The organism is Streptomyces montanisoli, assembly GCF_017813245.1.
Lineage (GTDB): Bacteria > Actinomycetota > Actinomycetes > Streptomycetales > Streptomycetaceae > Streptomyces > Streptomyces montanisoli.
On record NZ_JAGIQL010000014.1, the window covers coordinates 36,223 to 57,298 of the forward strand.

Genomic DNA, 21,076 nt, shown 5'->3' on the forward strand with positions numbered 1-21,076 from the left:
GGTCGATCACGCGTCGGCGCCGAGCCAGGCGAGCGCGGCGACCGCGAGCGCCGTGATCCCGGTGTCGAGGGTCGGCTGGATCACGGGCGCGAAGGCCGGTGAGTGGTTGACGGGGATGTCCTGGGCGACCGTGCCGCGCTCGGCGGCCGCGCGGTAGGTGTCCGGGTCGATGCCGCCGATGCCCCAGTAGGCGAAGGGCGCGCCGAACGCCTCGGGGATGCGGCTGAAGTCCTCGCTCGCGGTCTGCAGGCCGATGGTGTGCGCGTCGTCGCCGAAGTGGTCGCGGAACGCACGGTCGAGGCGGTCGGCGACCTCGTCGTCGTTGACCGTCGGCGGGAACGCGTTCAGCCGCTCGACGAGGGGCTGGCGCGGCGCGTTCGACGCCTTCGCCTCGGCGTCGACGCAGCGTCGCACGGCGTCGAGCACCTGCCTGCGGGTGGCGTCGTCGTACGTGCGGACGTTGAGCTCCATGACGGCGGTGTCCGGGATGACGTTGGGGCTCGCGCCGGCCCTGATGCTGCCGACCGTGAGCACGGCGGGCGTGGTCGCGGCCAGTTCGCGCGAGACGATCGTCTGCAGGCGCACCACGCACATGGCCGCCAACACCACCGGGTCCACGCCGGCCTGCGGCATCGATCCGTGGGCCCCGCGCCCGTACAGCGTGACGCGCAGGCTGTCGGCGGCGGACAGGAACGAGCCGCGCCGCACCCCGACATAGCCGGCCGGGTACGGCAGGACGTGCTGCGCGAGGGCGACGTCGGGCCGCGGGACGCGGTCCGTCAGCCCGTCCTCCACCATGCCGTCCGCGCCGTCGGCCTTCTCCTCCGAGGGCTGGAACAGCGTGACGAGCGTGCCCGACCAGGCGTCCCCGGCCGAGGCCATGAGCCGCGCGAACCCGAGCATGCACGTGACGTGGACGTCGTGCCCGCAGGCGTGCATGACCGGCTGCTCATCCCCGTCGTCGCCGGTCACGGTCGCGGTCGACGCGTACGGCAGCCCGGTGTCCTCGCGCACGGGCAGCGCGTCCATGTCCGCGCGCAGCAGGACGGTCGGCCCGTCGCCGTTGGCCAGGACGCCGACGACGCCGGTGGTGCCGATGGACTCCGTCACCTCGTAGCCGTACCCGCGCAGGAGTTCGGCGGCGCGTGCGGCGGTGCGGTGCTCGTCGTTGCCGAGTTCCGGGTGGGCGTGCAGGTCCTTGTAGAGGTCCTCGGCGTCCTGGCGGATGCCGGGGAGCCCGGCAAGGACGCGGTCGAGCGGTGCGGGCACGGGATCTTTCCTTCCTCGCGGGGAACGGGGGCCTGTCGCCGCCCCCCAGGGGGTCCTGCCGCGCGCGGCGTCGAGGGCGGAGTGCGGATCGAGCGACAGGCCGGTCGGCAGGTACCACCCCCGCCGGTGGGCGACCACCCGGAACGCCAGGGCCAGGAGCACGCCGCAGACGATGCCGAGGGTGGGGTGGCCGAGGTCCGCGCAGAGCACGAAGAGGCCGGAGACGGCGACGGCCACCGTCGCGTACAGGCCGTTGCCCCCGAAGATCGCGGGCACGCGCCGCAGCAGCAGGTCGCGCACGGCGCCCCCGCCGACCGCTGTGATGGTGCCGAGGAGCACGGCGGGCAGCCAGCCGAGGCCGGCCGCGAGCGTCTTCTGCGCCCCGGCAACCGACCAGAAGCCGATGACCGCGGCGTCCAGGGCCGTGAACGCCTTCGCCCACTCGTCCTCGCCGAGGGTGAGCACGAAGGCGACGAAGGCACCGGCGAACGCGGTGGGCAGGTACGCGACGTCCGTGAGAGCCACCGGGGTGCCGCGTTGCAGGAGCGTGTCGCGGATGATCCCGCCGCCGAGACCCGACACCGTGCCGACGACCAGGTAGCCGAAGAGGTCGAGCCCTTCGTTCCTGGCCACCACGCCGCCGAGCAGCCCCATGATGAACACGCCGGCCAGGTCGAGCCAGTGCGTCACCGTGTCGACGCCGTCCGGCGACAGCCAGTGGCCCATGTGCGTCCGCCCTCTGCTCGCGCGCCGCGGTGCGCGGCCGCACCCGAGGCCTTCCCCGTCGGCCGCGCCCGGTCCTCGGGGCGGCGCGGACATCGCCCGAATGCCCGGGAAAGGCGCGGGACGGGAGCGCGCGAGGTCAGCGGCGCTCGGCCGCGGCCTTCGAGGCAGCCTCGCCCGAGACCTCGCCCGCGGCCTCCGTGGGGACGAAGGCACGGATGGCGTCGAGTACCTGCGCCGGCTGCTCGATCTGCGGGAAGTGCCCGGCCTCGGGCACCGGCCGGAACGTAGCGCGCGGGAACGCGTCGGCGAGGGCGCGCTCGTACGCCAGGGGGACGATCCCGTCCTGCTCGCCGGCGAGCACGAGGACCGGGACGGTGACGCGGTGCAGGCGGCCCCCGAGCTTCGGGTCGTAGCAGAACGGGTCGCCCGCGTAGACCGCGAGCGTGCGCTGGTTGGCGGCCATGGCGGCCTTGCGCTCCTCGCTCAGGGCGGCGGGGTCGAGGCGGTACTGGGGATTGTGGAAGGCCAGTTCGCCGGCCTTGGCAGGGCCGAGTCGTGCGGGGTCCGCGATCTCCAGCGGAGGCTCGGGCTTGATGCCGGTGGCGGCGAGCAGGACGAGCGAGCCGATCCGGCGGTGGTTGTCGCGCGTGCCCATCTCGGCCGCTGTCCAGCCGCCGACGGAGTTGCCCGCGACCATGACGGAGCTGAGGCCGAGCGCGTCGAGCAGGTCCAGGTAGGCCACGGCCAGATCGGCGATGGTGTCGGTCGACTCGGGCCGCGGCGTGCCGTCGAATCCGGGGTGGGTGGGGACGGCCACGTAGCCGTACCTGGACAGCGCGGCCGCCAGGCCGGCGACGGATCCCGGGCCGGCCCCGCCGTGCAGCACGAGGGCGCCCGTGCTCGCGGCGGCGGCGTCACCGTACTCGTCGACGGTGACGGTGACGCCGCCCGGGAGGGTGATCGTGCGGGTGGTGGGGGCGGACGGGGCGGGCGCGTGGACGGTCATGTTCGCGGGTTCCCTTGCAGTCTTCGTGAGAGCTGACTCTCACGAGAGTAAGCAGTCAACTCTCTTCATGCAAGAGCACTCTCACGAACGACCCGGCCCGCCGCCTCAGGCGTCGCCGCCGGGGGCGAAATCCTCGGCCAGGGCGGTGTCGTAGCGGGCCATCACCTCGCCGACGCCCTCCGCGGTCGCGGCGCGGCCGTCGGCGATCGCGTCCCGCAGATCGCGGAAGTACCCGACGTAGAAGTCGGGGGTGAAGGTGTTGATCATGACCAGCGGCTCGTCGCCGGGGTTGGCGAAGCCGTGCGGCACACCCGGGGGCACCATCGCGAGCGCGCCGGGCGGCGCGTCGTACACGGTGGACCCGACGGTGAACCTGGCCGTCCCCGACACGACGTAGAACCCCTCGTCGTGACGGGAGTGGCGGTGCTGCGCGGGGCCCTCCTCATGCGGGGCCAGCGTGATCTCGACGATCCCGAGGCGGTGCGCCGTGGTGCTCCCGTCCTCGATGACGCGGATCGTGGCCGCGCCGAGTTCGATCACCTCGCCGTCGCCGGGACCGACGACCGAAACGTCACTCATGGTTCTGCTCCTTGCTCGTCGCTGTGCCTGCTCCTCCATTTGTGCAAGTAGGCTCTCACGATGGGAGTCAACTTGCTACAGTGGTTCCATGCAGAACGGCGAACTCAAGGCCGAGCAGACGAAGACCGGCCGCAGCAACCAGAAACTGCGCACGCGCACCGCGATCCTGGGCGCCGCCGCCGATCTGATGCGCACCGGCGGCGAGGTGAGCATGCCCGCTGTCGCCAAGGCCGCCCTGGTGTCCGAGGCAACCGCCTACCGCTACTTCCCCGACCTGCCGAGCCTGCTGAGCGAGGCCATGTCCGGGCAGTGGCCCACCCCGGCGGAGGCACTGGAAGCGGTGGCGGGGTCCACCGACCCGGTCGCCCGCGTCGCCGCCGCCACCGAGCACCTGCTGCGCCACGTCCTGAGCGTCCAGGGCGCCACCCGCGCCATGATCGCGGCCACCATCGCCAGGCCCGCGGCCGCCTCCGCGCGCCCGGGGCTGCGGTTCGGCCTGATCGACCACGCGCTCGAACCGCTCGCCGCCACGCTCGGCGCCGAGGACCCCGCGGCCCTTGAGCAGCTGAAGAAGGACCTCGCGGTCGTCGTCAGCGCCGAGGCGCTCTTCACGCTGACCGACCTGTGCGGCCTGGACCCCGAGGACGCCGTCGCCAGCGCCGTGCACACGGCCTCGACGCTCACGCGCGCGGCGCTGCCCGCGTAGGGCGGGTCCATGGGGCGCACGCCAACGCGCCTCCCGCGTGGCACAGTTCACCCATGACAGCGATTCCTGGGGCCTCCACCGACGTGCTGCGCTACGCCGCCTTCAGCTCCGATCCCGCCGGTGGCAACCCCGCCGGCGTAGTGCTCGACGCGTCCGGGTACGACGAGGCACGCATGCTGGCCGTCGCGGCCGACGTGGGCTACTCGGAGACGGCCTTCGTCACGGCGGCCGACCCGGCGAGCCGCCGCTTCACCCTGCGGTACTTCTCCCCGCTCGCGGAGGTGGCCTTCTGCGGCCACGCCACGGTCGCGACGGCGGTCGCGCTCGCGGAGCGCGCCGGAGCCGGGGCACTCGTCTTCGACACGCCCGCCGGCGAGATCCCCGTCGCCACCGCCGTGGGCCGGGACGGGACGGTGACCGCAACGCTCACCAGCGTCCCGAGCCGCTCGCGGCCCGCCGGGGACGACGAGCTGACGGCCACGCTCGCCGCCCTGGGCTGGGCACGCTCCGACCTCGACCCCGAACTGCCGCCGCACGTCGCCTTCGCGGGCAACGACCACCTCGTGCTCGCGGCGGCGAGCAGACGGCGCCTGGCCGACCTGGCCTACGACTTCGACGCCCTGGCCGCGGTGATGGGCCGCCACGGTTGGACCACCGTCCACCTCGTGTGGCGCGAGACGCCCGCGCTCTTCCACGCCCGCGACCCCTTCCCCGTGGGCGGGGTGGTCGAGGACCCCGCCACCGGGGCCGCGGCGGCCGCCTTCGGCGGCTACCTGCGGGCCCTCGGACTCGTGCCGGAGACGGCGGAGGTGACCGTCCGCCAGGGCGAGGACATGGGCCGCCCCGGCGAACTGCTGGTCGGTATCAGCGCGGTGGATCCCCGGGTCACGGTCACGGGGACGGCCGTGCGGCTGGAGCCGTGACGACGGCGTGAACCCGGCAGACGCCGGAATGGGCCGACGTCACGTCACCTCACGTCACTTCACGTGGGCGCGTAGCGGCTCGTCGTGCTCGACCAGCGGCGTACGCCGTCGACCAGCCGGCGCGTCTCGCGCAGGTACCAGCCGGCCTCCGGGTGATGGGCGGCCAGCCGGCTGCGCAGGATGTCGCCGCGCAGGCTCAGCCGGTCGATCTCGGCCCGCACGGTGGAGATCGCCGCGTCCCTGCTCATGCGCTGTTCGCGCCGCAGGACCGTGACCATGTTGAACGGCGCGCACCGCGGCTCCTCGTCGAACGGCGCGCACTGCCGTTCCTCGCGCTCCAGCGAGTACAGGTCGTTGACGAGCGTCGCCGTGTCCGCGATGTGGGCGCGCAGCAGCCGCAGTTCGGGCTCGGCGTGCACCTCCTCGGGGAGCGGGGTGCCGCGTACCCACTCCAGCATGTTCGTGAACGGGTAGAGGCAGCTGGCGTGGCGCCGCAGCAGCACCGCCTGGCGCACCGTCGGCGTGGTCGCCGCCGCGCGGTGCCCCGTCTCGGTGACGAACGTGGTCAGGCAGCGGGCCCAGTCGCGTGCCGCACGGCGCGACCAGAGCACCGGCATGGCCGCCCGCTGCCTGTGCCACAGGTCGCGCCAGGCCGCGGGCAGGTCGGCCACCCCGGCGGGAACCGGGTCGCCGGCCGGCGGCGCGGGGTCCATCGCGTCGAGGAAGTCGCGGATCAGCCGGCGGGCCGCCGCGGGGTCGCGCCCCGTCGGCCCGTCGAAGTGGTCGTCGATGATCGTGAACCAGCCGAGCATGTCGACGAGCAGGCTCAGCCCCTCGTGGTTCGCCTGCGGGTAGGCGTCCGCGATCAGGGCGGGCAGCGCGTACGAGTGGTGGCGTTCCAGCGCGTCCTCGGGCACGAGGCAGTAGCGCAGGAGCCAGGCGGTGTGGGCGTCCGTCACCGCGCCCTGCGGGGCGCCTGCCGTCATCACAGGTCCACCGCCGCGTCAGTGTCCGTGTACGTGTGCGCGTCTGTGTCCGTGTCCACGCCCGCGTCCGCGTCCGTGCGCGGGGCGAACGTCATGGCGAGGCCCTGCGCCTGGACCGTGGTCCACACGACCTCCCTGGCCTCGCGCCCCGGCACCGGCTGGAGGCTCAGTGAGCGCAGGATCGTCGCCGCGGCCACGCCGAGCTCCGCCCACGCCAGGTCCTCGCCGACGCACTTGTGCTTGCCCGCGCCGAACGGCATGGCCACCCGCCGCGCGGCCGCGCCCGCGGGCTCCTCGGCGCCCCAGCGGCCGGGGTCGAAGGTGTGCGGGTCGGGGAAGAAGTCCGGGTGGCGGTGGAGGGCCGTGAGGCTGAAGAGGAGTTCGGTGCCGGCCGGCACGCGGTAGGGGCCGAGCGTGACGTCCCTGCGCGCGGTGCGCATGAGGAACGCGTTGGGCGTGTGCAGGCGCACCACCTCGCGGAGCGTGTTCGCGGTGTACGGGAGGTGGTCGAACATCTCCAGCGTGAGGACGTCGGACGCGGCGTCGGCGACCGGGCCGAGGTGGGCGTCCAGTTCGGCGACGACGCGCGCCAGGACGTCCGGGTGGCGCGCGAGCTCGTGGAGCAGCCATGTCATGGTCGTCGACACCGTCTCGGTGCCCGCGCCGAACATCGTGATGGCCTCGGCGCGTACGTCGTCCTCGGTGAGGGGTTCGCCCGTCGCCGGGTCGACGGCCTCACGCAGCAGGGCCAGCAGTGTGCCCTCCCGGCCGCCGTCCTCCCCTTCGCGGCGCTCGCCGAGCCCTTCGCAACGCTCGCCGAGCCCGTCGCGGCGCTCGCCGACCGCCCTGTCCACGACCTGGTGGATGACGCGGACCGCCTCGTCGAAGCGGCGGTTGACCGGCAGCGGCAGGCGCACGAACGACGGGTGGGGCGCCAGTGAGTGCACGATCTGGCCCTTGACCAGGTCGGGCAGCGCGCGGTGGAACGCCGCCGCGAGGTCGTCGTCGAGCCGGGCGCCGAAGAGGGTGCGGGTGACGACGTCGAGCGCGAGGTGGTTCATCTCCCGCTCGACGTCGACCAGTCGTCCGTCGCCCCAGCCGGCGATACGTTCTTTCACCACGCTCTGGATGATGGGTACGTAGTCGGCGACGCGCGTCCTGGTGAACGCCGCGCCCATGCTGCGGCGGCGGTCGCGGTGCGCCTGGCCGTCGGACATCAGCAGGCCGTCGCCGAAGGCGTCCTTCAAGGTCTGCTGCACCGCGCCGCGCGGCGCGTCGTGCGCGAGGGCGACCAGCAGCTCGTGGACGAGCGCGGGCGCCGTGACGACGCGGACGCGACGCGGTCCGAGCCGGGTCTCGACCACGCCGCCGACGCGGGACAGCGACTCCATGAAACCGAGGGGGTCGCGCAGCAGCGGCACCACATGGCCCAGTCCAGGCACCCCGCCGGGGGCCCGGGGGGTGGGCGCCGTCGGACGGGTGCGGTCCGAACGGCCGTCGGAGTGAGGAGCCAACGTGGCCACGTCATCAACCTTCCGTGAGCGGTCACTTGGCGCGCGTGCGCGCTTGCGCGCCCTCGCGCGCGTCCGTGCGTATGGGTCTCGCGCGTCTCGTCCCCTCACCGGATGAGGGGCTGTTTCCTGCCGGCGACCGGCAGACAGAACCTCAGCATCTCACGCTTCGCTTATGAAAATTGACTGAGCGTAGTCGTTTCGCGGATCTGCCTGGATCCGAAACGTGCCTTCGCGGAAATCACCCGGACAGACGGTGGACGACGGGTGCCCGGCCGCCCTCAATCACCGGCGATCGGCATTCGTATGGTTAAACTCACGGCTACTGCAAACGGCCCAACGGGACAGCCGGCGGGGGAGGGTGAGGCCGATGGCGACCGCACGGAAGGTCATCCTCTATGCGATTGTCGTCTTCATCCTCTATACGATCATCACGTCCCCGGCCAGGGCGGCCGACCTGGTGCAAGTAGGGTTCGAGGGGATATCCAGCGCCGCGCAGGGCGTCGGGCAGTTCTTCACCCAGCTCATCCAGTAGCCCAGGGGCCCTCGGCGCGGCATGTCGTCCCCCCGGGAGTGAGTGCGCCGTGATCCGCCATCTGGTCCTGTTCAAGCTCAACGAGGGCGTCTCGCACGACGACCCGCGCGTCTCCGCGGGCGTGGCGGCCTTCACCGCGCTCGGCGGCCGGGTGCCCGAGGTCGAGTCGTGGGAGTTCGCGCGGAACCTGAGCGACCGGTCGAACGCGTACGACTACGCCATCAACGCCGCCGTCGCCGACCGCGACGCGCTGCGGCGCTACGCCGACCACCCCGACCACCAGGCGGGCGTGGCCCTGTGGCGCGAGTTCGCCACCTGGGTGATCGCCGACTACGAGTTCTGACCCTCCTCCCGCTCGGGCCCCACGTCGGGATGACGTGGGGCCCTCTGCGTTTAAGCGGCAGAAAGAGCGCCAACACGGAGTTACCGGGTGCTTGCACATCGTGCACATGTCTTGTGATGCTATGACCGCTTTTGACCGATGAGTTGACCGAAAGTTGACGAGGGGTGGCGTGACCGTGCCGGCCAGTACAACGCCTCAAGCACCACCCCAGGAGTCACCGCCCGCCGCCTCTCAGGGCGCGGGCGCGCCCCGGGGCGACACGGCGGACGGGGCCGACGGAGCCGCCGGGACGCCCGCACAGGGGGGCGCGAGCGGCGCGGGCAGCACGAGCGCACAGGGCGGCGCGGGCACACAGGGCGGCGCGGGCGGCACGTGCACACAGGGGCGCCCCCCGACCGCCGGGCAGAGCAGGGCGGCCGACACCCGCGCCCTCACGCAGGTCCTCTTCGCCGAGCTCAAGACCCTCGAACCCGGCACCGAGGCGCACCACCGCGTCCGCTCCGCGCTGATCGAGGCGAACCTCCCCCTCGTGCGGTACGCCGCCGCACGCTTCCGCAGCCGCAACGAGCCCATGGAGGACGTCGTCCAGGTCGGCACGATCGGGCTGATCAACGCGATCGACCGGTTCGACCCCGACAGGGGCGTGCAGTTCCCGACGTTCGCCATGCCGACCGTCGTGGGCGAGATCAAACGTTACTTCCGGGACAACGTGCGCACCGTCCACGTGCCGCGCCGCCTGCACGAGCTGTGGGTCCAGGTCACCGGCGCCACCGAGGACCTGACGACCGCTCACGGCCGCTCGCCGACCACGGCCGAGATCGCCGAACGACTGAAGATCTCCGAGGACGAGGTGCTCGCCTGCATCGAGGCGGGCCGCTCCTACCACGCCACCTCACTGGAGGCCGCACAGGAGGGCGACGGGCTGCCGGGCCTGCTCGACCGCCTCGGGTACGAGGACCCGGCGCTCGCCGGCGTCGAACACCGCGACCTCGTACGGCACCTCCTCGTACAGCTGCCCGAGCGCGAGCAGCGCATCCTGATGCTGCGCTACTACAGCAACCTGACGCAGTCGCAGATCAGCCAGGAGCTGGGGGTCTCGCAGATGCATGTGTCAAGGCTTCTTGCCCGAAGCTTTGCCAGACTTCGATCCGCAAATCGGATCGAAGCCTAACCCTCGCGGTTACTCCCTGAATTTCCGTCACCCTCCGTCCCAGCCGCTCCAGATGGCCGTTTTCCTGCGTTGACGCCGCCCTCCCATGTCGACATGTCACTACAGCGTGTTGCCGACATGTGACATTCTGCGGATACCGCGTTTGGCACGGGTCCGCCGCCGGTATTCAGGTGGAGGCTGCGTTCATCGAATAGAACGCCCAGCGCGACCGTCCGCGACCTCAAGGGGGTGGCATGTCCGCAGAACAGGGCAGCCCTAAGGTGCTCACGCTCACCAAGAGCGCTCCCGCGCCCGACGCTCTCGACACCGTGGTGGCCCAGCCGCCGGTGCCGTCACAGCCGGAGGCCATCGATACCCGTACCCTGTCCCGCTCCCTGTTCCTGCGGCTCGCCGCGCTGGACGCGGAGGGCCGGGAAGGCGCGGACGGCCCGGAGCGCACCTATGTGCGCGACACGCTCATCGAGCTCAACCTCCCGCTCGTCAGATACGCGGCGGCGCGCTTCCGCAGCCGCAACGAGCCCATGGAGGACATCGTCCAGGTCGGCACGATCGGCCTCATCAAGGCCATCGACCGGTTCGACTGCGAGCGCGGGGTCGAGTTCCCGACGTTCGCGATGCCGACGGTCGTCGGCGAGATCAAGCGCTTCTTCCGCGACACCTCGTGGTCGGTGCGCGTGCCGCGCCGCCTCCAGGAGCTGCGGCTCGCCCTGACGAAGGCCAGCGACGAGCTCGCGCAGAAGCTGGACCGCTCCCCGACCGTGCCCGAACTGGCCGCCGTGCTCGGCGTGTCCGAGGAGGACGTGGTCGACGGGCTCGCGGTGGGCAACGCGTACACGGCGTCGTCGCTCGACTCGCCCTCGGCGGAGGACGACGGCGGCGAGGGGTCGCTCGCCGACCGCCTCGGCTACGAGGACCTCGCGCTCGAAGGCGTGGAGTACCGGGAGTCGCTCAAGCCGCTGCTGGCGAAGCTGCCGCCCCGCGAGCGGCAGATCATCATGCTCCGCTTCTTCGCGAACATGACCCAGTCGCAGATCGGCGAGGAGGTCGGCATCTCCCAGATGCACGTCTCGCGCCTGCTGACCCGCACCCTCGCGCAGCTGCGCGAGGGCCTGATCTCCGACTGATCCGGGAATCGACGAGCCGGCCGGTCCTCGCGGACCGGCCGGGAAGAATCAACGGAAAGAATCAAGGGGACGTGCGGGCTCAGCCGAGGGCCAGCCAGGCCACGACGGCCAGCACGACCACGACGAGCACCACGCCGACGATCACGCCGACCTTCGGCCCGCCACCCTGGCGCGCCGCTGCCGCCGGCTGCCGCTGCGGCTCGCCCTCGTCGACGAAGGCGCGGAACATCTGGGTGCTGCCCGCGGGGTCGGGGTTGCCAGGTGTGCCCTGAGGGCCCTGCGGGGCATGAGGGTTGTGTGCCATGGTGCGAGACCCTAGCGAACCACCGGGTTCCGCCCAAGCCCGGCCCCGAAAAGGGTTGTCGGGTGTTCACGGGGTGGACGTGAGATGGGCGTGACGGCCACGCGCACGAGTGTGTGATCGAACGCGTGCGCAAGCATATTGATCATTCTGATGTGAAGATTTTGTTTTTCCGTGGTCTGTGCCGTACGTTTTCATTTGCCTGTAGCAACCAACATGATTATGGTTGCCTAGAGCAACGTAATCGTCGGGAGAGCCCATGGCCACACAGAGCCGGTACAGGGAACTGGCGCGGAACATCACCGCCCTCGGTGCCGTCAAACGCGCCCTGACCCGCTCGCTGCCCGCCGAGTGCCCCGGCGGTCCCGCCGCCGTGCTCTCGCTGGTCAACGCCCACGGCGAGATGCGGATGAGCAGGCTATCCGAGCTGCTCGCCGTCGACGTGTCGGTGACCAGCAGGCACGTCGCGCACGCGGCGCAGCGCGGCTGGCTCGAGAGGCTGCCGGATCCGGCGGACGGCAGGTCCCGGCTGCTGAGGCTGACCCCGGCGGGGCGCGACATGCTCGCGGCCATGGGCGAGGCCGCCGTCGAGATGATCGCGACCACGCTGGCCGACTGGTCCGACGAGGACCTGGAGGCGCTGACGACGATGCTCGGCAGGCTCCGCGAGGACTTCGGCGACTGCCGCGCGCTCCACGGCGGCGACCACTCCGCCACAGGCCACCGCGCACCCGCGGCCTCGACCCCACGCCCGGCGAGCGCGCCGGCGAACGCACCGTGACGAGCCCCCGGCCCGGCACACGCCCCCGGTGAGCGACGGCTCGACGCGCGGCTGACATGCCCGCGGGTGACATGCCCGAAACAGCCGGTGCGCCCGGTGCGGCGCGTCCACCGGCCAACCCGTAACCCTCACCCCCACAGACGCAGGACAAGGAACCAGACCAGATGGCTACATCCACACCGACCGGTGTGCGGGGCGGCCACGCCAAACACGGCGGCGAGCCAGCCCCAGCCCCCGGCACCGGCGCGCCGATGACGCACCGCGAGATCATGCAGGCCCTGTCCGGGCTGCTGCTCGGACTGTTCGTCGCGATCCTCTCCTCGACGGTCGTGACGAACGCGCTGCCGCACATCATCTCCGACCTGGGCGGCGGGCAGAGCTCGTACACCTGGGTGGTGACCGCCTCCCTGCTGGCCATGACGGCGACCACCCCGCTGTGGGGCAAGCTCGCCGACCTGTTCAGCAAGAAGCTGCTGGTCCAGGTCGCCCTGAGCATCTACGTGATCGGCTCGATCATCGCCGGCCTCTCGGTGAACTCCGAGATGCTGATCGCGGTCCGCGTCTTCCAGGGCATCGGCGTGGGCGGCCTGTCCGCGCTCGCCCAGATCGTGATGGCCGCGATGATCTCCCCGCGCGAGCGCGGCCGCTACAGCGGCTACCTCGGCGCGACCTTCGCCGTCGCCACCGTCGGCGGCCCGCTGCTGGGCGGTGTCATCACCGACACGTCCTGGCTGGGCTGGCGCTGGTGCTTCTACGTCGGCGTGCCGTTCGCGGTGATCGCCCTGATCGTGCTGCAGAAGACGCTGCACCTGCCGCTCGTGAAGCGGAAGGTCAAGGTCGACTGGGGCGGCGCGTTCTTCATCGCCGCGGCGGCCTCGCTGCTGCTCGTCTGGGTGACGTTCGCCGGCAGCAAGTACGACTGGCTGTCGTGGCAGACGTACGCCATGGTCGGCGGCTCGATCGTGCTCGGCCTGCTCTTCCTGCTGGTGGAGTCGAAGGCCAGCGAGCCGATCATCCCGCTGCGGCTGTTCCGCAACCGGACGATCTCCCTGGCATCCACGGCGTCCCTGTTCGTCGGCATCTCGATGTTCGCCGGCACGGTCTTCTTCAGCCAGTACTTCCAGCTGGCGCGCGGCAAGAGCCCGACGATGTCCGGCGTGATGACCATCCCCATGATCGCCGGCCTGTTCGTGGCCTCGACCGTCGCGGGTCAGATCATCACCCGTACAGGACGCTGGAAGGTCTGGCTCGTCACCGGCGGCTTCCTGCTGACCGGCGGCCTCGGCATGCTGGGCACCATCCGGTACGACACCACGTACTGGCACATGGCGATCTTCATGGCGGCCATGGGCCTCGGCGTCGGCATGATGATGCAGAACCTGGTGCTGTGCACGCAGAACCAGGTGCAGGCCAAGGACCTCGGGTCCGCCAGTTCCACCGTCACGTTCTTCCGCTCCCTGGGTGGCGCCATCGGCGTCTCCGCGCTCGGCGCGATCCTCGCCAACCACGTGACGAAGTACGTCACGGACGGGCTCACCGCGCTCGGCCCGCAGGGCAAGGCCCTGGCCGCCAAGGCGGGCAGCGGCGGAGGCGGTATTCCCGATCTCAACGCGATGCCCGCACCCCTGCGTCACGTCATGGAGGTCGCTTACGGGCATGGTGTAGGTGACGTCTTCCTGTTCGCGGCGCCGTGTGCACTCGTCGCGTTCCTGGTCACCTGGTTCATCAAGGAGGTTCCGTTGAGGACACGTGCTGTCGGCGACTCGTCGCAGGACCCGCAGGAGACGGCCGCCGCCGTCACCGGACCCGCCGCGCAGGCCCAGGCGCCCGTCGCCGCTTCCTCGGAGATAGCCGCGGACACGACCGGGCGTACGGACACCACCGGGCGTACTCAGCCGCTCGTCGGCCTCGCCGCGACCGGCGCCACCGGGGGCATGGACGGCACGGGCGTGCCGCCGCTGCCCGAGGGCACGCCCGTGCACGGCCTGGTACGCAGCGCCGAGGGCGCCGCGGTGTCCGGCGCCGCCGTGACCCTCATCTCGCTCGGCGGCCGGCAGCTCGGCCGTTCCGTGGCGCGCCCCGACGGCGTGTACGTCGTCGAGGCGCCAGGCGCGGGCAGCTACGTGCTGATCGCCGCCGCCGACGGTTTCCAGCCGCAGGCGTCCACGGTGGTCGTGGGCGACGAGCCGCTGCCGTTCGACATCCTGCTCTCCGGTACGAGCGGCCTCGCGGGCTCGGTGCGCGGCGCCGACTCGGGGTCGGCCATCGCGGACGCGATGGTGATCGTGACCGACATCCGCGGCGACGTGCTCGCCACGGGCAAGTCGGACGCGATGGGCGAGTTCGCGTTCGGCGAGCTCGTGCCCGGTTCCGTGACCGTCGCCGTCAACGCGTCGGGCTACCGGCCGCTCGCACTCCCGGTGGAGATCGGCGGCCAGGGCGTGACGCGGATCGAGGCCGTACTCGACTCGGGCGCGCTGGTGCAGGGCATCGTGCGGGCGGGCGCCGACCGCCGCCCGCTGCACGACGCGCGGGTCACGCTCGTGGACGCGGCGGGCAACGTCGTCGCCACGTCCACGACCGGCGAGGACGGCGCGTACGCCTTCGCCGACCTGGACTCGGGCGAGTACACCGTCATCGCCACCGGCTACCCGCCGGTCGCCGGCTCGTTGACCGTGGGGGGCCGCGGCGTCGACGGGCACGACATCGAGCTCACGCATCCCGTCGAGTAGCAGGCGCGCGGCGGACGCACCAGACACGTCCGCCGCGCCGCCTCGTCACACAGCAAGACCAAGGAGAGAACGCGGGATGGGACTTCGCGCACAGGTCAGGACGCGGGACGGCTGGGCCGTGCAGCACGCGGTCGTGACCCTCACGGACACCAACGGCAGCCAGGTGCTGCGCGCCGACGCGGACGCCGACGGCGTCGTCTCCGCGCCGGACACGCTGGCCCCGGGGCCCTACACGGTGGTCGTGACCGCCGTCGGCTACACGCCTTCGGCCGCGACCGCCCTGGTCACCGCCAGTGGCCGGGCCGACGTCGGCACGGTCGTGCTGGCACGGCAGGGCGGCTTCGAGCTGCCGCCGCCAGGCTCGTGGTCCATCGACCCGGCTCACTCGACGGTGAGCGCGGTCGCCCAGCACCTGGGCCTCGCCAGCGTGCACGGCAGGTTCAACGAGTTCGGCGGCACGATCGAGATCGTCGAGGACGGCGGCGAGTATGTCGCCTCGCACGTCGAGGCGACCATCGCGGCGGCGAGCATCGACACCGGCAACGGGCTGCGCGACAAGCACCTCAAGTCGCCGGACTTCCTGGACGTCGAGGCGTTCCCCGACATCACGTTCCGCAGCACGTCCCTCGTGCCCGCCGGGACCGACCGGTGGACCGTGCACGGCAAGCTCGCCCTGCACGGCGTGGAGCGCGACGTCGACCTCGCGCTCTCCTACCTGGGCAGCGGCTCCGACCCGTGGGGCGGCGTGCGTGCCGCGTTCAGCGCGACGACCGAGCTGCGCCGCGAGGACTACTCGATGAACTACAACCAGGTCGTCCAGGCCGGCATCGCGATGGTCGGCGCCGTGCTGAAGGTTGAGCTGCACATCGAGGCGGTCCAGGGCGAGCTGCCGCCGATGATGTGACGCGCGGCGGCCTGCGGGCGGGTGGCGGCCTCCGGGCGGGTGGCAGCCTCCGGCGCGCGCCCGCCGTAGGCTGCCGCCATGGCACCGAACATCGCAACGAACACCGTCGTCGACCGCGAGGGGCTGCTGGAGTTCGTCCGGCCGCGGCACCGCGCGATCCTGCTCACCACGCGCTCCGACGGCCGCCCCCAGGGCTCCCCGCTCACCTGCGGCGTCGACGACGCGGGCCGGATCGTCGTGTCGACCTACCCGGAGCGCGCCAAGACGAGGAACGCCAAGCGCGACGCGCGCGTCAGCCTGATCGTCCTGTCCGACGAGTGGAACGGGCCGTGGGTGCAGGTCGACGGCGTCGCCGAGGTGCTCGACGTGCCGGAGTCCGTCGAGCCGCTCGTCGAGTACTTCCGCAACATCTCGGGCGAGCACCCCGACTGGGACGAGTACCGCGAGGCCATGGTCAAGCAGGGCAAGTCCATCATCCGCGTCACGCCCGAGCGCTGGTCGCCGCTGGCCACCGGCGGCTTCCCCGCGCGCCTCGCCCCGGAGTCCTGAGCCCTCAGGGGGGCGGCGGCGGCCCTCAGGGCGTGGCGGCGGCGCCCCGCACCCGCAGGGCCTCGATGCCCGCCACCAGCAGGTCGAGGGCGATCTCGAAGTCGCGCTCGCGCATCTCCTGCACGGTGGAGGCGCCGCGCGGCTCGATGGGCTCGCCCGTGGAGGCGAACGCCGCCCTCAGGCCGGGCTGCTCGTCGATCGTGCCCATGGCGAGGCGGTAGTACTCGTCCTGGCTGAGTCCGGCGTCCGCGCACCGCTGCACGTAATGGCCCTCGATGGTGCCGAAGCCGTACACGAACTGGAAGACGGCCGAGATGGCGCCCCGCTGCACGCGCGGCGGCAACCCCATGCGCCGGACGACGGAGCGCACGGCGTTGGAGAAGAGCGTGGCGCAGGGGCCGATGTTCAGGTACTTGCCGATGAGGGGCGACGCCCACGGGTGGTCGACGAACACGGAGCGGTAGCTGGCCGCGAGTGCGCGCAGCTGGCCGGGCCAGTCCTCGTCCGTCGCGCCGACGGGCTCGGGCACGGGTTCGGGCTCGGGCACGGTCGCCTCGCCGAATACGTGGTCGAGGGAGAGCTCGAGCAGGTCGTCCTTGGTGTCCACGTACCAGTACAGCGACATCGCCGTGACGCCGAGTTCGGAGGCGAGCCGCCGCATGGAGAACTTCTCCGGGCCCTCCGCGTCCAGCAGGCGGACGGACACCTCGGTGATCCGGTCGCGGTCGAGGGCAGTGGGGTCACCGGCCGCGGCGGGCGGCTGCTCCGGCCGCTCGTGGCGCCGCCCGCGGACCCTCGGCTTCCCCTCAAGCCACACGCTCGTCCGTGCGGGACGCTTCGCGCGGTGGGCTCCGGCGACCATGGGCCAGCCTCCTCGGTTCCATCCGGCCGGGCGGGTACCGGACCTTCGGCGGGTTGTACGGGTCGGGCGGCGGGCGCCTGAGCACCCGCGGGCGGACGGCGGCCCCGCGGGCCTCCTCCCGTACGCCTTCCCGTACCGTTCCCATGATCCACCCGGTTGAGGATGTTATGCCGTGGCTGGTGGTGATCCTTCCCGTCGGTAGCCGTGAACGAGCCACAGAGGCTCAGCGGACTGTGCCCGGCTCCCCCGGCTTGATCAGGTAGCCGGCGCCGCGCCGCGTGTGGATCATCGGCGGGCGGCCCACGTCGATCTTGCGCCGCAGGTACGAGATGTAGAGCTCGACCACGTTGGCCTGGCCGCCGAAGTCGTACGACCACACCCGGTCGAGGATCTGTGCCTTGGACAGCACCCGGCGCGGGTTGCGCATCAGGTAGCGCAGCAGCTCGAACTCCGTCGCCGTGAGGTGAATGGAGTCGCCGCCGCGCGTCACGTCGTGGCTGTCCTCGTCCAGCGTGAGGTCGCCGACGACCAGCATCGACTCGCTGCGTACCGTCGCCACGCCGGAGCGGCGGATCAGGCCGCGCAGCCGGCCCACCACGTCCTCCAGGCTGAACGGCTTGGTGACGTAGTCGTCGCCGCCCGCCGTGAGGCCCGCGATGCGCTCCTCGACGCCGTCCCTGGTGGTCAGGAAGAGCACCGGGACCTGCGGGAGCTCGGTCCGCAGACGCCGCAGCACCGCCCTGGCGTCGGGTGCCTGGGCCACCGCGCCGCCCGCACCGCCCGCACCACCTTCACCGGCCTCGGCGACCGCGCCGGCCGCGCCGCCGGCCGTGGCCCCGGCCGAGACACCCACCGTGGACAGCGAGACGTCCCATATCACCGCATCCGGCGCGAAGTCGCGCGCCGAGTCCATCGCGGCGGAGCCGTCGCCCGCGCTCAGCACCTCCCACCCCTCGTACCGGAGGGCCATGGAAAGCAGCTCGGTGAGCGACGCCTCGTCGTCCACGACGAGTACGCGGACGGGGCTCCCGTCCGGCTTCAGCATTTCGGTGCGCCCGCGGGGCGAGGTGATCGTCATGCTCCTCACCCTGGGCAGAGCCTCTGAGAGCCGCCTTGCGGCTTTCTGTGAATTGCCTGAGAAATTCCTCTCAGGGACCGGTGAGACCCCCGTCACCGCCCGGCACACCGGCTGCCCCGTCAACGCTGAACAGGGCTGCCGCGTTCCCGTAGCAGACCGCTCGCAGCCAGTGCTCGCCCAGCCCGAGCCGTTCGAGCGCCTCCAGCTGGTGCACGTACGGATGCGGGATGTTGGGGAAGTCCGTGCCGAGCAGCACCCGGTCGCCGAGATCGGCGAGGCGCGCGAGCGCGTCCCCGCCGCCGGGGAAGGGCGCGAGTTCGGTGCTGAAGTCCGTGAACGCCATGGTCGTGTCGAGCCGCATCGACGTGTACTTCTCCGCGAGCGCCAGGAAGTCCGTGTACTCGGGCATGCCGAGGTGCGCGACGACCAGCCGCAGGCGGGGATGGCGCGCCATCAGCGCCCGCACGGGCCCGGGCCCCGTGAACCTCCCCGGCACGGGCCCCGACCCGCAGTGCGTGACCACGGGCACGCCGGCCTCGGCGAGCAGCCCCCACACCGGATCGAGGAGCGGGTCGTTCGGGTCGTACCCGCCGACCTGGACGTGCGCCTTGAAGACCCGCGCCCCGCCCGACACGGCCTCCCGCACGTACGCCTCGGCGTCGGGCTCGGGGAAGAACGTGGCCGTCCGCAGGCAGTCGGGCGTACGAGCGGCGAAGCCGGCGGCCCAGCCGTTGAGCCACTCGGCCATGCCCGGCTTGTGCGGGTAGACCATCGACGTGAACGCGCGCACGCCGAACCCCCGCAGCAGCGCGACACGTTCGTCCTCCGCGTGCCGGTAGGTGATCGGCCACACGCGCCCCACGAGCGGGCCGGCGCTGTCGAAGTACGCCCACACCTTGCGCAGCACGCGGTCCGGCATGAAGTGCGTGTGCACGTCGATCAGGCCGGGCAGCCCGGCACGCTCGCGGAACGCCCGCACGGCAGCCCGCTCGTCCACCCCTTGATCGCTCATGGCCCCACTCTCGGCGCCCACTCCGAAAGTGTCCACAAGGCCAGTGCCTCAGGGCGGCCCGCCTCCCGGCGTCAGGCCGTCCCGCCCCTGGGTGTCAGAACAGCCCGTCCTGCACGTCGCCGCGCAACTGCCGTACCGGCAGGGCAAGCCACGACCCGCGCTCCTCGTTTCCCTCACGTCCCTCCCGTCCTGTGTGCCCCAGCCGCCACCCCTTCATCAGCCGGGTGTCCACCACGACGACACCCTTGCCCTCGACGGCCACATGCAAGTCGGGGCCCGCCGCCGCGACCAGGTGTCCCGCGATGGAGCCGCCCGCCACCAGCTCCGTCACCGCCGCTGCCAGCCGCAGGCCGCCGTCGCCACCGCCGACGTCGCCGACCGTCCCGTCTTCGAGGCCGAACGCGGCCGCGTGGTCGACGGCGACGAACGGCGCCCGTTCGAGCGAACCCGGCCAGCCCGCCAGCGCCACCGCACGTGCGTGCAGCTCCGCCAGCTCGGCGGCGCGCTCGGGCCGCGGCGGCAGCCCGGCGCGCGCCGCGCGCTTGGCCGCGTACGGGATGCGGTCCGGCACCCCGAGCGCGGCACGCAGCAGCTCCTCCGTACGGCGCGCCGCCATCAGCGGGCCGCGGCCGAGCCAGCTGAAGGTGACGGCGCCCTGTTCGAGCAGCCGGGCGGAGCCGCGCGCCTCCGCGGTGATGCCGACTTTCCGCATCCCCGGACCGAACCACGCCAGATAGACGCGGTAGGGACGCGGATCGTCGGCCATCGTGTCGGCGGCGACGGAGCGCATACGGTCGAGGCGCGCGCACTCGGAACACTGGGCCCCCGTGCTCCGGGCCGGCACCTCGGCCGCGAGCGGGCAGCGCCCACGGCCCGCGCCGGTGCACCGACGCGTACCGACGGCGCGAAACCCCAGCTCGCGTCCGTACGCCAGGGCGCTTACGCGCCCCGCTGCTCCGCCGGGCCCGCCACCGGGCCCGCCGCCGCTATGCCTCCCGCCATACGCATCCCCGCTCTCCCCCACCGCTTCGTGGGACTCCCAGGCTTTGTGGGACTCCCAGACCAGTCCGGGCCCGGCGGAGCGGCCGTCGACGCCACCACTCCACCGCAGTCCGGCACACCGCCATGTGTCCGACACCTCTCCGAGCGTAGAGGCCACCACTGACAATCAGCCGTGCTCGCTAAGCTCGCCCGTCATGACAGCCCCACAGCCCACCGTCCTCGCCACCTCAGGCGGCCTGCGCCAAGGCCGCCGGACGGCGATCGCCTTCGGCGCCCTGGTGCACCACGCCGTCGAACTCTCCGGCGCGCACGGCCGCAGGCCCCGTGTCATGTACGTAGGAACGGCGATCGGCGACGCGGAGGCGTTCACGGCCAGGGCCGCCGAGGCCGCACGCGTCGCGGGCTTCGACATGACGCCGCTCCAGCTCTTCCCGATGCCCAACATGGACGACATCGAGGGCGCGGTCATGGAGCAGGACGTCGTCTGGGTGATGGGCGGCTCGGTCGCCAACCTGCTGGCGGTCTGGCGGGTCCACGGCCTCGACGGGATCCTGCGCCGCGCATGGCGGGCCGGCGTCGTGCTCAGCGGCGTGAGCGCGGGCTCGATCTGCTGGTACGAGGGCGGCACGACGGACTCGTACGGCCCGGAGCTGCGCCCCGTGATGAACGGCCTCGGGCTCCTCCCGTACGGAAACGGCGTGCACTACGACACCGACCCAGGACGGCGCCGCCTGGTGCACGAGCTGGTGGCGGCCGGGACCCTCCCGGAGACACACTGCACCGACGACGGGGTGGGGCTCGTCTACCACGGGACGGAGCTGACGGAGGCGGTCGCCGAAACCCCCGGCGCCCTGGCGTACCGGGTCACCCGCGAGGGCGACGAGGCGGTGGAGACCCCTCTCCCCCCACGCCTCCTTCGTTCACCGCACTCCTGACGGGCGGGAGAGGAGAAGCCAGGGGCCCCCGGCGCGTCGCG

The 21,076-nt window shown here is 72.3% G+C and carries 21 protein-coding genes and 1 pseudogene; 11 read left to right on the forward strand and 11 right to left on the reverse strand.

Annotated elements, in window-relative coordinates; translation table 11 throughout:
• Window positions 1-6: 6 nt before the first annotated feature.
• The 4 genes and pseudogenes from JFN87_RS05895 to JFN87_RS05910 form a co-directional block, all read right to left on the reverse strand.
• A complete protein-coding gene (locus JFN87_RS05895) occupies window positions 7-1,269 on the reverse strand; it encodes an amidohydrolase (RefSeq protein ID WP_209338842.1) in 1,263 nt (420 codons plus the stop codon).
• Window positions 1,270-1,530: 261 nt separating this feature from the next.
• Window positions 1,531-2,088: pseudogene (locus JFN87_RS33510) on the reverse strand (trimeric intracellular cation channel family protein); the annotation flags it as partial.
• Between the two features lie 43 nt (window positions 2,089-2,131).
• Window positions 2,132-3,001: an alpha/beta fold hydrolase gene (locus JFN87_RS05905; RefSeq protein WP_209338808.1), complete on the reverse strand. Its 870-nt coding sequence runs from the start codon at window positions 2,999-3,001 to the stop codon at window positions 2,132-2,134.
• Window positions 3,002-3,106: 105 nt separating this feature from the next.
• Window positions 3,107-3,580, reverse strand: coding sequence for a cupin domain-containing protein (locus JFN87_RS05910; protein WP_209338809.1), 474 nt, complete (start codon window positions 3,578-3,580; stop codon window positions 3,107-3,109).
• 88 nt (window positions 3,581-3,668) lie between these two features.
• Between JFN87_RS05910 and JFN87_RS05915 the strand changes: the two genes are divergently transcribed.
• Both JFN87_RS05915 and JFN87_RS05920 read left to right on the forward strand, forming a co-directional pair.
• Window positions 3,669-4,286: a TetR/AcrR family transcriptional regulator gene (locus tag JFN87_RS05915; protein WP_209338810.1), complete on the forward strand. Its 618-nt coding sequence runs from the start codon at window positions 3,669-3,671 to the stop codon at window positions 4,284-4,286.
• A gap of 53 nt (window positions 4,287-4,339) precedes the next feature.
• Window positions 4,340-5,209 carry a PhzF family phenazine biosynthesis isomerase gene (locus tag JFN87_RS05920; RefSeq protein ID WP_209338811.1) on the forward strand — a complete coding sequence of 290 codons (870 nt, stop codon included), beginning with the start codon at window positions 4,340-4,342 and terminating at the stop codon, window positions 5,207-5,209.
• A 59-nt stretch (window positions 5,210-5,268) separates the two neighbouring features.
• On the opposite strand, the gene JFN87_RS05925 is transcribed toward JFN87_RS05920, so the two are convergent.
• The gene (locus JFN87_RS05925) at window positions 5,269-6,195 is read right to left on the reverse strand and encodes a terpene synthase family protein (protein ID WP_209338812.1); all 927 of its coding nucleotides are present in this window, start codon (window positions 6,193-6,195) and stop codon (window positions 5,269-5,271) included.
• Window positions 6,195-7,718, reverse strand: a complete 1,524-nt coding sequence (locus tag JFN87_RS05930) for a cytochrome P450 (RefSeq protein ID WP_209338813.1) — start codon at window positions 7,716-7,718, stop codon at window positions 6,195-6,197. Before JFN87_RS05930 ends, JFN87_RS05925 begins: the two co-directional genes overlap by 1 nt.
• Window positions 7,719-8,076: 358 nt before the next feature.
• Here JFN87_RS05930 and JFN87_RS05935 point away from each other — a divergent pair, with 358 nt between their 5' ends.
• From JFN87_RS05935 to JFN87_RS05950, 4 genes are all read left to right on the forward strand, one after another.
• Window positions 8,077-8,241 carry a hypothetical protein gene (locus JFN87_RS05935; protein ID WP_209338814.1) on the forward strand — a complete coding sequence of 55 codons (165 nt, stop codon included), beginning with the start codon at window positions 8,077-8,079 and terminating at the stop codon, window positions 8,239-8,241.
• A gap of 49 nt (window positions 8,242-8,290) precedes the next feature.
• Window positions 8,291-8,584 carry a Dabb family protein gene (locus tag JFN87_RS05940; RefSeq protein ID WP_209338815.1) on the forward strand — a complete coding sequence of 98 codons (294 nt, stop codon included), beginning with the start codon at window positions 8,291-8,293 and terminating at the stop codon, window positions 8,582-8,584.
• 175 nt (window positions 8,585-8,759) lie between these two features.
• Window positions 8,760-9,755, forward strand: coding sequence for an RNA polymerase sigma factor SigF (locus tag JFN87_RS05945; RefSeq protein WP_209338816.1), 996 nt, complete (start codon window positions 8,760-8,762; stop codon window positions 9,753-9,755).
• Window positions 9,756-9,988: 233 nt separating this feature from the next.
• Window positions 9,989-10,879: an RNA polymerase sigma factor SigF gene (locus JFN87_RS05950; RefSeq protein ID WP_209338817.1), complete on the forward strand. Its 891-nt coding sequence runs from the start codon at window positions 9,989-9,991 to the stop codon at window positions 10,877-10,879.
• A 79-nt stretch (window positions 10,880-10,958) separates the two neighbouring features.
• On the opposite strand, the gene JFN87_RS05955 is transcribed toward JFN87_RS05950, so the two are convergent.
• Window positions 10,959-11,183 carry a hypothetical protein gene (locus JFN87_RS05955; RefSeq protein WP_209338818.1) on the reverse strand — a complete coding sequence of 75 codons (225 nt, stop codon included), beginning with the start codon at window positions 11,181-11,183 and terminating at the stop codon, window positions 10,959-10,961.
• A 256-nt stretch (window positions 11,184-11,439) separates the two neighbouring features.
• Here JFN87_RS05955 and JFN87_RS05960 point away from each other — a divergent pair, with 256 nt between their 5' ends.
• From JFN87_RS05960 to JFN87_RS05975, 4 genes are all read left to right on the forward strand, one after another.
• Window positions 11,440-11,961, forward strand: coding sequence for a MarR family winged helix-turn-helix transcriptional regulator (locus JFN87_RS05960; protein WP_209338819.1), 522 nt, complete (start codon window positions 11,440-11,442; stop codon window positions 11,959-11,961).
• 251 nt (window positions 11,962-12,212) lie between these two features.
• Window positions 12,213-14,693 (forward strand): MFS transporter, encoded by a 2,481-nt coding sequence (locus JFN87_RS05965; protein WP_504739774.1) that lies wholly within the window; start codon window positions 12,213-12,215, stop codon window positions 14,691-14,693.
• A gap of 76 nt (window positions 14,694-14,769) precedes the next feature.
• Entirely contained in the window at window positions 14,770-15,597 is an 828-nt protein-coding gene (locus JFN87_RS05970) for a YceI family protein (RefSeq protein ID WP_209338821.1), read from the forward strand.
• Between the two features lie 78 nt (window positions 15,598-15,675).
• The gene (locus JFN87_RS05975) at window positions 15,676-16,146 is read left to right on the forward strand and encodes a PPOX class F420-dependent oxidoreductase (RefSeq protein WP_209338822.1); all 471 of its coding nucleotides are present in this window, start codon (window positions 15,676-15,678) and stop codon (window positions 16,144-16,146) included.
• A gap of 25 nt (window positions 16,147-16,171) precedes the next feature.
• Here JFN87_RS05975 and JFN87_RS05980 read toward each other — a convergent pair whose 3' ends face one another.
• The 4 genes from JFN87_RS05980 to JFN87_RS05995 form a co-directional block, all read right to left on the reverse strand.
• Complete coding sequence (locus JFN87_RS05980; RefSeq protein ID WP_209338823.1) at window positions 16,172-17,008, reverse strand: TetR/AcrR family transcriptional regulator; 837 nt, start codon at window positions 17,006-17,008, stop codon at window positions 16,172-16,174.
• 223 nt (window positions 17,009-17,231) lie between these two features.
• Window positions 17,232-18,086 (reverse strand): response regulator transcription factor, encoded by an 855-nt coding sequence (locus JFN87_RS05985; RefSeq protein ID WP_209338824.1) that lies wholly within the window; start codon window positions 18,084-18,086, stop codon window positions 17,232-17,234.
• A gap of 70 nt (window positions 18,087-18,156) precedes the next feature.
• Window positions 18,157-19,098 (reverse strand): amidohydrolase family protein, encoded by a 942-nt coding sequence (locus JFN87_RS05990; RefSeq protein WP_209338825.1) that lies wholly within the window; start codon window positions 19,096-19,098, stop codon window positions 18,157-18,159.
• Between the two features lie 94 nt (window positions 19,099-19,192).
• Window positions 19,193-20,257: a DUF2797 domain-containing protein gene (locus JFN87_RS05995; protein ID WP_372449190.1), complete on the reverse strand. Its 1,065-nt coding sequence runs from the start codon at window positions 20,255-20,257 to the stop codon at window positions 19,193-19,195.
• Window positions 20,258-20,294: 37 nt separating this feature from the next.
• Between JFN87_RS05995 and JFN87_RS06000 the strand changes: the two genes are divergently transcribed.
• Window positions 20,295-21,035: a Type 1 glutamine amidotransferase-like domain-containing protein gene (locus JFN87_RS06000; protein ID WP_209338826.1), complete on the forward strand. Its 741-nt coding sequence runs from the start codon at window positions 20,295-20,297 to the stop codon at window positions 21,033-21,035.
• Window positions 21,036-21,076: the final 41 nt, after the last annotated feature.

Bases quoted from the DNA above. Each gene is read 5' to 3' on its own strand.
- JFN87_RS05955 (WP_209338818.1), bottom strand. From the start codon at position 11,183: ATGGCACACAACCCTCATGCCCCGCAGGGCCCTCAGGGCACACCTGGC.
- JFN87_RS06000 (WP_209338826.1), top strand. From the start codon at position 20,295: ATGACAGCCCCACAGCCCACCGTCCTCGCCACCTCAGGCGGCCTGCGC.
- JFN87_RS05950 (WP_209338817.1), top strand. From the start codon at position 9,989: ATGTCCGCAGAACAGGGCAGCCCTAAGGTGCTCACGCTCACCAAGAGC.
- JFN87_RS05970 (WP_209338821.1), top strand. From the start codon at position 14,770: ATGGGACTTCGCGCACAGGTCAGGACGCGGGACGGCTGGGCCGTGCAG.
- JFN87_RS05905 (WP_209338808.1), bottom strand. From the start codon at position 3,001: ATGACCGTCCACGCGCCCGCCCCGTCCGCCCCCACCACCCGCACGATC.
- JFN87_RS05985 (WP_209338824.1), bottom strand. From the start codon at position 18,086: ATGACGATCACCTCGCCCCGCGGGCGCACCGAAATGCTGAAGCCGGAC.
- JFN87_RS05960 (WP_209338819.1), top strand. From the start codon at position 11,440: ATGGCCACACAGAGCCGGTACAGGGAACTGGCGCGGAACATCACCGCC.
- JFN87_RS05910 (WP_209338809.1), bottom strand. From the start codon at position 3,580: ATGAGTGACGTTTCGGTCGTCGGTCCCGGCGACGGCGAGGTGATCGAA.
- JFN87_RS05935 (WP_209338814.1), top strand. From the start codon at position 8,077: ATGGCGACCGCACGGAAGGTCATCCTCTATGCGATTGTCGTCTTCATC.
- JFN87_RS05915 (WP_209338810.1), top strand. From the start codon at position 3,669: ATGCAGAACGGCGAACTCAAGGCCGAGCAGACGAAGACCGGCCGCAGC.
- JFN87_RS05990 (WP_209338825.1), bottom strand. From the start codon at position 19,098: ATGAGCGATCAAGGGGTGGACGAGCGGGCTGCCGTGCGGGCGTTCCGC.
- JFN87_RS05920 (WP_209338811.1), top strand. From the start codon at position 4,340: ATGACAGCGATTCCTGGGGCCTCCACCGACGTGCTGCGCTACGCCGCC.
- JFN87_RS05965 (WP_504739774.1), top strand. From the start codon at position 12,213: ATGACGCACCGCGAGATCATGCAGGCCCTGTCCGGGCTGCTGCTCGGA.
- JFN87_RS05925 (WP_209338812.1), bottom strand. From the start codon at position 6,195: ATGACGGCAGGCGCCCCGCAGGGCGCGGTGACGGACGCCCACACCGCC.
- JFN87_RS05975 (WP_209338822.1), top strand. From the start codon at position 15,676: ATGGCACCGAACATCGCAACGAACACCGTCGTCGACCGCGAGGGGCTG.
- JFN87_RS05980 (WP_209338823.1), bottom strand. From the start codon at position 17,008: ATGGTCGCCGGAGCCCACCGCGCGAAGCGTCCCGCACGGACGAGCGTG.